General features: G+C 36.2%; 9 protein-coding genes. All 9 read left to right on the forward strand.

All coding sequences use genetic code 11. The features are described 5' to 3' along the window. Nucleotides 1-149 precede the first annotated feature (149 nt). Entirely contained in the window at nt 150-4,028 is a 3,879-nt protein-coding gene (locus M1G05_RS00515) for an SIALI-17 repeat-containing surface protein (RefSeq protein WP_247952694.1), read from the forward strand. A 528-nt stretch (nt 4,029-4,556) separates the two neighbouring features. After that, a complete protein-coding gene (locus M1G05_RS00520) occupies nt 4,557-5,009 on the forward strand; it encodes a YhcH/YjgK/YiaL family protein (RefSeq protein ID WP_247952695.1) in 453 nt (150 codons plus the stop codon). Nucleotides 5,010-5,027: 18 nt separating this feature from the next. After that, complete coding sequence (locus M1G05_RS00525) at nt 5,028-6,365, forward strand: ABC transporter substrate-binding protein (protein ID WP_247952696.1); 1,338 nt, start codon at nt 5,028-5,030, stop codon at nt 6,363-6,365. Between the two features lie 78 nt (nt 6,366-6,443). Continuing rightward, nucleotides 6,444-7,328 carry a carbohydrate ABC transporter permease gene (locus M1G05_RS00530; protein ID WP_000237988.1) on the forward strand — a complete coding sequence of 295 codons (885 nt, stop codon included), beginning with the start codon at nt 6,444-6,446 and terminating at the stop codon, nt 7,326-7,328. Next, a complete protein-coding gene (locus tag M1G05_RS00535) occupies nt 7,328-8,161 on the forward strand; it encodes a carbohydrate ABC transporter permease (protein ID WP_000730332.1) in 834 nt (277 codons plus the stop codon). Before M1G05_RS00530 ends, M1G05_RS00535 begins: the two co-directional genes overlap by 1 nt. Nucleotides 8,162-8,177: 16 nt before the next feature. Continuing rightward, complete coding sequence (gene nanB / locus M1G05_RS00540; protein WP_084888748.1) at nt 8,178-10,271, forward strand: neuraminidase NanB; 2,094 nt, start codon at nt 8,178-8,180, stop codon at nt 10,269-10,271. An 11-nt stretch (nt 10,272-10,282) separates the two neighbouring features. Next, nucleotides 10,283-11,386, forward strand: a complete 1,104-nt coding sequence (locus tag M1G05_RS00545) for a Gfo/Idh/MocA family protein (RefSeq protein ID WP_000241730.1) — start codon at nt 10,283-10,285, stop codon at nt 11,384-11,386. Between the two features lie 172 nt (nt 11,387-11,558). Then, nucleotides 11,559-12,257 (forward strand): N-acetylmannosamine-6-phosphate 2-epimerase, encoded by a 699-nt coding sequence (locus M1G05_RS00550; protein WP_001135675.1) that lies wholly within the window; start codon nt 11,559-11,561, stop codon nt 12,255-12,257. 113 nt (nt 12,258-12,370) lie between these two features. After that, nucleotides 12,371-13,699: an ABC transporter substrate-binding protein gene (locus M1G05_RS00555; protein WP_247952697.1), complete on the forward strand. Its 1,329-nt coding sequence runs from the start codon at nt 12,371-12,373 to the stop codon at nt 13,697-13,699. The last annotated feature ends 28 nt before the right edge of the window (nt 13,700-13,727 follow it).

Genomic DNA, 13,727 nt, shown 5'->3' on the forward strand with positions numbered 1-13,727 from the left:
AAGAAGTAAAATAATTATTTAGGGAGTTATGTATTAATTGAGAATAATAAATTGCATTAATTATATTACTTCCTTATTTTAATTTTTCAACTAATTAAAAAATTTTAACCAAAAAAGAAAGCGCTTACCAAAAGTGTAGGAGGAATTATATGAATCAAAGTTATCTTAATCGTAAAAACCGATATGGTATTAGAAAATTTACCATTGGTGTTGCTTCGGTAGCTATTGGATCAGTTTTATTTGGTATTACACCGGCTTTAGCACAAGAAACTACAACTAATATTGATGTAAGTAAGGTAGAAACTCCTTTAGAAAGTGGAGCACCTGTATCAGAACCTGTAACTGAGGTAGTTTCTGGTAACTTAAATCACCTAGATAAGGATTTAGCTGATAAATTGGCTTTAGCGACTAATCAAGGAGTTGATGTTAATAAGCATAATTTGAAGGAAGAGACCTCGACACCAGAAGGAAACTCTGAACATCTTCCTGTAGAGTCCAATACAGGAAGTGAAGAAAGTATAGAGCATCATCCAGCAAAAATTGAAGGTGCAAATGATGCAGTCGTTCCTCCACGTGATTTTTTTGCCAGAGAGTTGACAAATGTAGAAACTGTTTTTGAAAGAGAGGATCTGGCTACTAATACTGGGAATGGGCAGAGAGTTGACCTAGCAGAAGAATTGGATCAGTTGAAACAACTTAAAAATGCTACCATTCATATGGAGTTTAAACCAGATGCCAATGCACCTCAATTTTATAATCTTTTCTCTGTGTCAAGTGATAAGAAGAAAGATGAATATTTTAGTATGTCTGTGAACAAGGGGACTGCAATGGTGGAAGCACGTGGTGCTGATGGAAGTCACTTTTATGGCAGTTATTCAGATGCATCTCTTAAAATAAAACCAGGACAATGGAATTCAGTTACTTTTACGGTAGAGAGACCAAAAGCAGATCAGCCAAATGGGCAGGTTCGTTTATATGTAAATGGAGTTTTATCTAGAACGAACACGAAATCAGGTCGCTTTATTAAAGATATGCCAGATGTCAATAAAGTACAGATTGGAGCTACTAGAAGAGCAAACCAAACAATGTGGGGGTCGAATCTTCAAATCCGTAATCTAACTGTATATAATCGTGCTCTAACCATCGAGGAAGTAAAAAAACGTAGCCAATTATTTGAAAGAAATGATTTAGAGAAAAAATTACCTGAAGGCGCTGAAGTTACTGAAAAGAAAGATATTTTTGAGAGTGGGAGAAATAACCAGCCAAATGGTGAAGGAATTAATAGTTACCGAATTCCAGCTTTATTAAAAACAGATAAGGGAACCTTGATCGCTGCGGGTGACGAACGACGTTTACACCATTTTGACTATGGTGATATTGGTATGGTAATTCGTCGCAGTCAAGATAATGGAAAGACTTGGGGAGATAAACTAACTATTTCTAATCTTCGCGATAATCCAGAAGCTACTGATAAGACTGCTACATCACCCCTTAATATTGATATGGTTCTAGTTCAAGATCCAACGACAAAACGGATTTTTTCAATTTATGATATGTTTCCAGAAGGGCGAGCTGTTTTTGGAATGCCAAATCAACCTGAAAAAGCTTATGAAGAAATAGGAGATAAAACTTATCAGGTTCTTTACAAACAAGGGGAGACGGAACGATATACACTAAGAGATAATGGTGAGATTTTCAATTCACAAAATCAAAAAACAGACTATCGAGTCGTGGTTAATCCTACAGAGGCTGGATTTAGAGATAAGGGAGATCTTTATAAAAATCAAGAATTAATTGGAAATATCTATTTTAAACAAAGCGATAAAAATCCATTCAGAGTAGCGAATACGAGCTATTTGTGGATGTCATATAGCGATGATGATGGAAAAACATGGTCTGCTCCAAAAGATATCACACCAGGTATTCGGCAAGACTGGATGAAATTCCTTGGAACAGGTCCTGGAACAGGAATTGTACTACGCAATGGCGCTCATAAAGGACGTATTTTAGTGCCAGCCTATACAACGAACAATATTTCGCATTTAGGCGGATCACAGTCTTCACGTTTGATTTATTCAGATGACCATGGACAAACTTGGCATGCTGGAGAGTCACCAAATGATAATCGACCTGTTGGAAATAGCGTTATCCATTCATCAAATATGAATAAAAGTAGTGCTCAAAATACAGAATCAACGGTTCTGCAATTAAACAATGGGGATGTAAAACTCTTTATGCGTGGATTGACTGGAGATCTTCAGGTTGCTACCAGTAAAGATGGTGGGGTTACTTGGGAGAAGACAATCAAACGTTATCCAGAAGTAAAAGATGCCTATGTTCAAATGTCAGCTATTCATACGATGCATGATGGTAAAGAGTACATTCTTCTTAGCAATGCTGCTGGACCAGGCCGTGAACGTAAAAATGGTTTAGTTCACTTGGCTCGTGTTGAGGAAAATGGTGAGCTAACTTGGTTAAAACACAATCCAATTCAGAATGGAGAATTTGCTTATAATTCATTGCAAGAGTTAGGTGGTGGTGAATACGGCTTATTGTATGAACATCGTGAAAATGGACAGAACTATTATACTTTATCCTATAAAAAATTTAATTGGGATTTTGTGAGTAAGGATTTGATTTCTCCGACAGAAGCAAAAGTTAGCCAAGCTTATGAGATGGGGAAAGGTGTTTTTGGTCTAGAATTTGATTCAGAAGTCCTGGTAAATCGAGCACCTATTTTGCGATTGGCGAATGGAAGAACAGCTGTTTTCATGACTCAGTATGATAGCAAAACTCTTTTATTTGCTGTAGATAAGAAAGATATTGGACAAGAAATTACTGGTATAGTTGATGGCAGTATTGAAAGTATGCATAATTTGACAGTCAACCTTGCTGGAGCAGGAATTCCTGGTGGGATGAATGCTGCGGAGAGTGTCGTGCATTATACTGAAGAATATACAGGTGCTTTGGGAACATCAGGTTTAGAAGGAGCTCCAACAATATCTGTTCCAGAATATGAAGGAGGAGTAAATTCAGAACTTGCCCTTGTTTCGGAGAAAGAAGATTATCGAGGAGGAGTAAATTCTGCTTCTTCTGTTGTAACAGAGGTTCCAGAGTATACTGGTCCTCTATCAACAGCAGGCTCAGAAGACGCTCCAACGGTATCAGTTCTAGAATATGAAGGAGGAGTAAACATTGACTCTCCGGAGGTAATAGAGGTTCCAGAATATAAAGAGCCAATAGGTACATCAGGATATGAGCTAGCTCCAACTGTTGACAAACCAGCATATACTGGAACTATAGAGCCATTAGAAAAAGAAGAAAATTCAGGAGCAATTATAGAAGAAGGAAACGTAAGTTCTATCACAGAAAACAATAATAAACCATTAAAAAATAACAATGTTACTACTAGTTCTATCATTTCAGAATCTTCCAAATTAAAACATACTTTAAAAAATGCAACAGGAAGTGTTCAGATTCAAGCTTCAGAAGAAGTGTTGAAAAATGTTAAAGATGTTAAAATTCAAGAAGTTAAAGTCAGTTCTTTAAGTTCATTAAACTATAAAGCATATGATATCCAATTGAATGATGCAAGTGGTAAAGCTGTTCAGCCTAAAGGAACAGTAATTGTTACTTTTGCAGCGGAGCAGTCTGTGGAGAATGTTTATTATGTTGACTCTAAAGGAAACTTACACACACTTGAATTCCTACAAAAAGATGGGGAGGTCACTTTTGAGACAAATCATTTTAGTATATATGCTATGACTTTCCAACTTTCTTTGGATAATGTGGTACTTGATAATCATAGGGAAGATAAAAATGGTGAGGTTAATTCAGCATCTCCTAAGTTGTTATCAATAAATGGACACTCGCAATCTAGTCAACTGGAAAATAAAGTAAGTAATAATGAGCAGTCCAAGTTACCAAATACAGGTGAGGATAAGTCGATATCAACAGTTTTGCTAGGTTTTGTGGGTGTTATTTTAGGAGCCATGATTTTCTATAGACGAAAGGATAGTGAAGGTTAGTTATAAAATAATAGATATTAATTTTAAAAAGAAAATAAACCAGTCTAGAGTTCAGTAAAAAGATGGGAATTCTAGACGGGTTTTGAATTAATTGATAAAATTACAATTATATTCAATACATTTTGAGACAATTAGGGATTTCTTCTTATTTTATAAGGGTTGTTTATAATCATATCATTTAAATATAAAAAACATTAATATATTTGGTATAGAAAGTAATTTCTTGATAATGTGTTATATAAAATATTTATAAAAGTATATTCTATCGTACAACAAATATTGAAAGCGCTTCAAAAAAGGTATATAATGGGTTCATAAAACAAGGAAAATGAGGCATAAGTAAGACACGTTATAAGACACGTTATAAGATATGTAATAAATAATTTTCTTGGAGTTTATCATAGGTAAGAAACGGAGACAAATTCTTAATAGAATTGAGAATTAACATATCGTAAATTATATATTTTTAAAATAGGGAGTGTGGTGCTGCTATATATAAATAAAAATTTGTAGAAAGGAGGATACGGTATGATTATTACAAAAATTAGTCGTTTAGGAACTTATGTGGGAGTAAATCCACATTTTGCAACATTAATAGATTTTCTAGAAAAAACAGGACTAGAAAATTTGACAGAAGGTCCGATTGATATCGATGGTGATCGATTGTTTGGAAATTGCTTTACATATTTAGCAGATGGCCAAGCAGGAGCTTTCTTTGAAACTCACCAAAAATATTTGGATATTCATTTAGTTTTGGAAAACGAAGAAGCCATGGCTGTTACGTCGCCGGAAAATGTAAGCGTTACCCAAAAATATGATAAAGAAAAAGATATTGAATTATACACAGGGAAAGTGGAACAGTTGGTTCATTTGAGAGCTGGCGAATGCCTCATCACTTTTCCAGAAGATTTACACCAACCGAAGGTTCGTATAAATGATGAACCTGTGAAAAAAGTAGTCTTTAAAGTTGCGATTTCTTAATGTAGAAAGGGAAGAACAATGAAAAAAATGAGAAAGTTTTTATGTCTAGCTGGAGTTGCGCTAGCAGCCGTTGCCTTGGTAGCTTGTTCAGGAAAGAAAGAGGATACAACTAGTACTGAACCGCCGACAGAATTATCTGGTGAGATTACAATGTGGCACTCCTTTACTCAAGGACCTCGTTTAGAAAGTATTCAAAAATCAGCAGATGCTTTCATGCAAAAACATCCAAAAACGAAAATCAAGATTGAAACATTTTCTTGGAATGACTTCTATACTAAATGGACTACAGGTTTAGCAAATGGAAATGTGCCAGATATCAGTACAGCCCTTCCTAACCAAGTAATGGAAATGGTAAACTCAGATGCTTTGGTTCCGCTAAACGATTCTATCAAGCGTATTGGACAGGATAAATTTAACGAAACTGCCTTAAATGAAGCAAAAATCGGAAATGATTACTACTCTGTTCCTCTTTATTCACATGCACAAGTTATGTGGGTTAGAACAGATTTGTTAAAAGAACATAATATTGAGGTTCCTAAAACTTGGGATCAACTCTATGAAGCTTCTAAAAAATTGAAAGAAGCTGGAGTTTATGGCTTGTCTGTTCCGTTCGGAACAAATGACTTAATGGCAACACGTTTCTTGAACTTCTATGTTCGTAGTGGTGGTGGAAGTCTCTTGACAAAAGATCTTAAAGCAGATTTGACAAGCCAACTTGCTCAAGATGGTATTAAATACTGGGTTAAAATGTATAAAGAAATCTCACCTCAAGATTCTTTGAACTTTAATGTCCTTCAACAAGCTACCTTGTTCTACCAAGGAAAAACAGCATTTGACTTTAACTCTGGCTTCCATATTGGAGGGATTAATGCCAACAGTCCTCAATTGATTGATTCGATTGATGCTTATCCTATTCCAAAAATCAAAGAATCTGATAAGGACCAAGGAATTGAAACCTCAAACATTCCAATGGTTGTTTGGAAAAATTCAAAACACCCAGAAGTTGCTAAAGCATTCTTGGAATCACTTTATAATGAAGAAGACTACATTAAATTCCTTGATTCAACTCCAGTAGGTATGTTGCCAACTATTAAGGGAATTAGCGATTCTGCAGCCTATAAAGAAAATGAAACTCGTAAGAAATTTAAACATGCTGAAGAAGTGATTACTGAAGCTGTTAAAAAAGGTACTGCTATTGGTTATGAAAATGGACCAAGTGTACAAGCTGGTATGTTGACTAACCAACACATTATTGAACAAATGTTCCAAGATATCATTTCAAATGGAACAGATCCTATGAAAGCAGCAAAAGAAGCAGAAAAACAATTAAACGATTTATTTGAGGCTGCTCAGTAGATGTAAAAGACTAGAAAATAGGTGGGCTAGTGAGCTGAAAAGCCCTAGCCCAATCTTGTAAAAGAAGGGAGAAGGAGAATGGTTAAAGAACGTAATTTAACTCGCTGGATATTTGTTTTGCCAGCTATGATTATCGTAGGATTACTCTTTGTTTATCCGTTTTTCTCGAGTATTTTTTATAGCTTTACCAATAAGCATTTGATTATGCCTAATTATAAATTTGTTGGTTTAGCTAACTATAAAGCTGTGCTATCAGATCCCAACTTCTTTAATGCGTTCTTTAATTCAATTAAGTGGACCGTTTTCTCATTAGTTGGTCAAGTTTTAGTAGGGTTTGTATTGGCTTTAGCTCTTCACAGAGTACGCCACTTCAAGAAATTATATAGGACCTTATTGATTGTTCCTTGGGCATTTCCTACCATCGTTATTGCCTTTTCTTGGCAGTGGATTCTAAACGGGGTTTATGGTTACTTACCTAATCTCATCGTAAAATTAGGTTTAATGGAACATACGCCTGCATTTTTGACAGATAGTACATGGGCATTCCTATGTTTGGTGTTTATCAACATTTGGTTTGGAGCGCCGATGATTATGGTTAATGTGCTTTCAGCTTTGCAAACAGTACCAGAAGAACAATTTGAGGCTGCTAAGATAGATGGTGCTTCAAGTTGGCAAGTGTTCAAATTTATCGTCTTTCCACATATTAAAGTGGTTGTAGGGCTTCTAGTTGTTTTGAGAACTGTATGGATCTTTAATAACTTTGACATTATCTACCTAATTACTGGTGGTGGACCAGCCAATGCTACAACGACACTTCCAATTTTTGCCTACAACCTAGGTTGGGGAACTAAATTGTTGGGTCGTGCTTCAGCAGTTACAGTATTGCTCTTTATATTCTTGGTGGCAATTTGCTTTATCTACTTTGCTATCATCAGTAAGTGGGAAAAGGAGGGTAGAAAATAATGAAGAAGAAATCCGGTATTTATTTAGATATTCTCTCACATGTACTCTTGATTGGTGCGACCATCGTTGCAATTTTCCCATTGGTATGGATTATCATATCTTCTGTCAAAGGTAAAGGGGAATTAACTCAGTATCCAACACGATTTTGGCCTGAACAATTTACATTAGATTATTTCACTCATGTTATCAACGACTTGCACTTTATTGATAATATTCGAAACAGTTTGATTATTGCCTTAGCTACAACCGTTATTGCGATTATTATTTCGGCTATGGCAGCCTATGGTATTGTTCGATTTTTCCCTAAATTGGGAGCAATCATGTCGAGACTACTCGTCATTACCTACATTTTCCCACCAATTTTGTTAGCAATTCCCTATTCAATTGCCATTGCTAAAGTTGGATTAACAAATAGTTTATTTGGCTTGATGATGGTTTATCTATCTTTTAGTGTTCCATATGCAGTTTGGCTCTTAGTTGGATTTTTCCAAACAGTTCCAATTGGAATTGAAGAAGCAGCTAGAATTGATGGTGCAAATAAATTTGTTACTTTTTATAAAGTTGTACTACCGATTGTAGCACCAGGTATTGTAGCAACAGCTATTTATACATTTATCAATGCTTGGAATGAATTCCTGTATGCTTTGATTTTGATTAACAATACAGGAAAGATGACAGTAGCAGTAGCCCTTCGTTCACTTAATGGTTCAGAAATCCTAGACTGGGGAGATATGATGGCAGCATCTGTTATTGTAGTTCTTCCATCAATCATTTTCTTCTCTATCATCCAAAATAAAATTGCAAGTGGATTATCAGAAGGATCTGTGAAGTAGACGAAAGAAGGAAAAAATGAATAAGAGAGGTCTTTATTCAAAACTAGGAATTTCTGTTGTAGGAATTAGTCTTTTAATGGGAGTCCCCACTTTGATTCATGCGAATGAATTAAACTATGGTCAACTGTCCATATCTCCTATTTTTCAAGGAGGTTCATATCAACTGAACAATAAGAGTATAGATATCAGCCCTTTGTTATTAGATAAATTATCTGGAGAGAGTCAGACGGTAGTAATGAAATTTAAAGCAGATAAACCAAACTCGCTTCAAGCTTTGTTTGGTCTATCTAATAGTAAAGCAGGTTTTAAAAATAATTACTTTTCAATTTTTATGAGAGATTCTGGTGAGATAGGTGTAGAAATAAGAGATGCCCAAAAAGGAATAAATTATTTATTTTCTAGACCAGCTTCACTATGGGGAAAGCATAAAGGACAGGCAGTTGAAAATACACTCGTATTTGTATCAGATTCTAAAGATAAGACATACACAATGTATGTTAATGGTATAGAAGTGTTCTCTGAAACAGTTGATACATTTTTACCAATTTCAAATATAAATGGTATAGATAAGGCAACACTAGGAGCTGTTAATCGTGAAGGCAAGGATCATTACCTCGCAAAAGGAAGTATTGATGAAATCAGTCTATTTAATAAAGCAATTAGTGATCAGGAAGTTTCAACTATTCCCTTGTCAAATCCATTTCAGTTAATTTTCCAATCAGGAGATTCTACTCAAGCTAACTATTTTAGAATACCGACATTGTATACATTAAGCAGTGGAAGAGTTCTATCAAGTATTGATGCACGTTATGGTGGAACTCATGATTCTAAAAGTAAGATTAATATCGCCACTTCTTATAGTGATGATAATGGGAAAACGTGGAGTGAGCCAACTTTTGCTATGAAGTTTAATGACTATGAGGAGCAGTTGGTTTACTGGCCACGAGATAATAAATTAAAGAATAGCCAAATTAGTGGAAGTGCTTCATTTATAGATTCATCCATTGTTGAAGATAAAAAATCTGGGAAAACGATATTATTAGCTGATGTTATGCCTGCTGGTATTGGAAATAATAATGCAAATAAAGCTGATTCAGGTTTTAAAGAAATAAACGGTCATTATTATTTAAAACTAAAGAAGGATGGAGATAATGATTTCCGTTACACAGTTAGAGAAAATGGTGTCGTTTACGATGAAAGGACTAATAAACCTACAAATTATACTGTAAATGATAAGTATGAAGTTTTGGAGGGAGGTAAGTCTTTAACAGTCGAACAATATTCGGTTGATTTTGATAGTGGTTCTTTAAGAGAAACACACAATGGAAAACAGGTTCCTATGAATGTTTTCTACAAAGACTCTTTATTTAAAGTGACTCCTACTAATTATATAGCAATGACAACTAGTCAGAATAGAGGAGAGAGTTGGGAACAATTTAAGTTATTGCCTCCGTTTTTAGGAGAAAAACATAATGGAACTTACTTATGTCCCGGACAAGGTTTAGCATTAAAATCAAGTAACAGATTAATTTTTGCAACATATACTAGTGGCGAACTAACTTATCTCATTTCTGATGACAGTGGTCAAACATGGAAGAAATCCTCAGCTTCAATTCCGTTTAAGAATGCGACAGCAGAAGCGCAAATGGTTGAAATGAGAGATGGTGTGATTAGAACATTCTTTAGAACTACTACAGGTAAGATTGCCTATATGACTAGTAGAGATTCTGGAGAAACATGGTCGGAAGTTTCGTATATCGATGGAATTCAACAAACTTCATATGGTACACAAGTATCTGCAATTAAATACTCTCAATTAATTGATGGGAAAGAAGCAGTCATTTTGAGTACACCAAATTCTAGAAATGGCCGCAAGGGAGGTCAATTAGTTGTCGGTTTAGTCAATAAAGAAGATGATAGTATCGATTGGAAGTACCATTATGATATTGATTTGCCTTCGTATGGTTATGCCTATTCTGCGATTACAGAATTGCCAAATCATCACATAGGTGTATTGTTTGAAAAATATGATTCATGGTCGAGAAATGAATTGCATTTAAGCAATGTAGTTCAGTATATAGATTTGGAAATTAATGATTTAACAAAATAAAGGAGAAAAACATGGTTAAATATGGTGTTGTTGGAACAGGATATTTTGGGGCTGAGTTAGCTCGTTATATGCAAAAGAATGATGGAGCAGAGATTACTCTTCTCTATGATCCAGATAATGCAGAAGCAATTGCAGAAGAATTGGGAGCAAAAGTAGCAAGCTCCTTAGATGATTTGGTTTCTAGCGATGAAGTAGATTGTGTTATTGTCGCAACTCCAAATAATCTTCATAAAGAACCAGTTATTAAGGCTGCACAACATGGCAAAAATGTTTTCTGTGAAAAACCAATTGCGCTTTCTTATCAAGATTGTCGCGAGATGGTAGATGCATGTAAAGAAAACAATGTAACCTTTATGGCAGGACATATTATGAATTTCTTTAATGGTGTTCATCATGCAAAAGAACTAATTAATCAAGGAGTTATTGGAGACGTTCTATACTGTCACACAGCTCGTAATGGTTGGGAAGAACAACAACCATCAGTATCATGGAAAAAAATCCGTGAAAAATCAGGTGGTCACTTGTATCACCACATCCATGAGTTGGATTGCGTGCAATTCCTTATGGGTGGTATGCCTGAAACTGTAACCATGACAGGTGGAAATGTAGCCCATGAAGGTGAAAATTTCGGTGATGAAGATGATATGATTTTTGTTAATATGGAATTTTCTAATAAGCGTTTTGCCTTGTTAGAATGGGGGTCAGCTTATCGTTGGGGTGAACATTATGTTTTGATTCAAGGAACGAAAGGTGCTATCCGCTTAGACTTATTCAACTGTAAAGGAACTCTTAAGCTAGATGGACAAGAAAGTTATTTCTTGATTCATGAATCGCAAGAAGAAGATGATGATCGGACTCGTATCTATCATAGTACAGAGATGGACGGAGCAATTGCTTATGGTAAACCAGGTAAACGTACTCCATTATGGTTATCATCTGTCATTGACAAAGAAATGCGCTATCTGCATGAGATTATGCAAGGAGCTCCAGTATCAGAAGAATTTGCAAAATTGTTGACAGGTGAAGCGGCTCTAGAAGCAATTGCTACTGCAGATGCTTGTACAAAATCTATGTTTGAAGATCGTAAAGTAAAACTGTCTGAAGTTGTACAATAAACATTGGTATTCTCCTAAAAAAATTCAAACAGGCCTGCTGAAAGTACTTTCAGCAGGCCTGTTTGAATTAAATAACTTTTGAAACTGAAATCTATTCTACCACAAAGTATTGAAAGCGCTTTAAAAATAATATATAATGAACTCATAAGAACAAAGAAAAGGAGGAAAGAGGATGCCACAGATTACTAAAGAAGCCTTGATTGCACAAATCAAAGATGGAATCATCGTTTCTTGTCAGGCCCTTCCTCACGAACCGCTCTATACAGAAGCGGGAGGAGTCATTCCCTTGCTGGTCAAAGCGGCTGAGCAAGGTGGAGCAGTCGGTATCCGAGCAAATAGTGTTCGCGATATCAAGGAAATCAAGGAGGTCACAAAACTTCCAATCATTGGGATAATTAAACGAGATTATCCACCACAAGAACCCTTCATCACTGCTACTATGAAAGAAGTTGATGAACTGGCAGAACTTGATATAGAGGTCATTGCTCTGGATTGTACCAAGCGTGAACGCTATGATGGTTTGGAGATTCAAGAGTTCATTCGTCAGGTTAAGGAAAAATATCCTAACCAGCTCTTGATGGCTGATACAAGTACTTTCGAGGAAGGATTGGCAGCCGTTGAAGCAGGAATTGACTTTGTCGGAACAACCTTATCAGGATACACATCTTACAGTCCAAAGGTGGATGGTCCCGATTTTGAATTGATCAAAAAACTCTGTGATGCTGGTGTAGATGTCATTGCAGAAGGAAAAATTCATACACCAGAACAAGCCAAACAAATCCTAGGATATGGAGTGCGAGGTATTGTTGTTGGTGGCGCTATTACTAGACCAAAAGAGATCACAGAACGCTTTGTTGCTGGTCTCAAATAACACAATCTCAAAACAGAGGAGAGTGGTGGATGCGTCGGACAAAATGAAAACGTATACAAATGCAAAGAACTCATTATCCAATATGGATACGCTTATCAATTAGGAGAATACAAATGAAATTTAGAAAACTAGCTTGTACAGTACTTGCGGGTGCTGCGGTTCTTGGCCTTGCTGCTTGTGGAAATTCTGGCGGAAGTAAAGATGCTGCAAAATCTGGTAGCGATAGCGGAAAAACAGAAATTACTTGGTGGGCATTCCCAGTCTTCACTCAAGAAAAAACCGGTGACGGTGTTGGAACATATGAAAAATCAATCATTGAAGCGTTTGAAAAAGCAAATCCAGATGTAAAAGTGAAATTGGAAACCATCGACTTCAAGTCTGGTCCTGAAAAAATCACAACAGCTATCGAAGCAGGAACAGCTCCAGACGTACTGTTTGACGCACCAGGACGTATCATCCAATACGGTAAAAACGGTAAATTGGCTGAGTTGAACGATCTCTTCACAGACGAATTTGTTAAAGATGTTAACAATGAAAACATTGTACAAGCAAGTAAAGCTGGAGACAAAGCTTACATGTATCCAATCAGTTCTGCACCATTCTATATGGCTATGAACAAGAAAATGTTGGAAGAGGCTGGAGTTGCAAACCTTGTAAAAGAAGGTTGGACAACTGATGATTTTGAAAAAGTTTTGAAAGCGCTTAAAGACAAAGGCTACACACCAGGTTCATTGTTCAGTTCTGGTCAAGGGGGAGACCAAGGAACACGTGCCTTCATCTCAAACCTTTACGGCGGTTCTGTAACAGATAAAGATGTTACAAAATATACAACTGATGATCCTAAATTCGTCAAAGGTCTTGAAAAAGCTGCTAGCTGGATTAAAGACGGTCTATTGAACAACGGTTCACAATTTGACGGTGGAGCAGATATCCAAAACTTTGCCAACGGTCAAACTTCATACACAATCCTTTGGGCACCAGCTCAAAACGGTATCCAAGCGAAACTCTTGGAAGCAAGTAAGGTAGACGTGGTAGAAGTACCATTCCCATCAGACTCTGGTAAACCATCTCTTGAATACCTTGTAAACGGATTTGCAGTATTTAATAACAAAGACGATAAGAAAATCGCAGCTGCTAAGAAATTCGTTCAATTCATCGCAGATGACAAAGAATGGGGTCCTAAAGACGTAGTTCGTACAGGTGCCTTCCCAGTTCGTACTTCATTTGGCAAACTTTATGAAGACAAACGTATGGAAACAATCAGTGGCTGGACTAAATACTACTCACCATACTACAACACTATCGATGGATTTGCTGAAATGAGAACACTTTGGTTCCCAATGTTGCAATCTGTATCAAATGGTGACGAAAAACCAGCGGATGCTTTGAAAGCCTTCACTGAAAAAGCTAACGAAACAATTAAAAAAGCTACAAAACAATAAGCACTAAGTCAGATTGATTCCCCCCTTT

Origin of the sequence: Streptococcus mitis (assembly GCF_023109515.1) — a bacterium.
GTDB lineage: Bacteria > Bacillota > Bacilli > Lactobacillales > Streptococcaceae > Streptococcus > Streptococcus mitis_CS.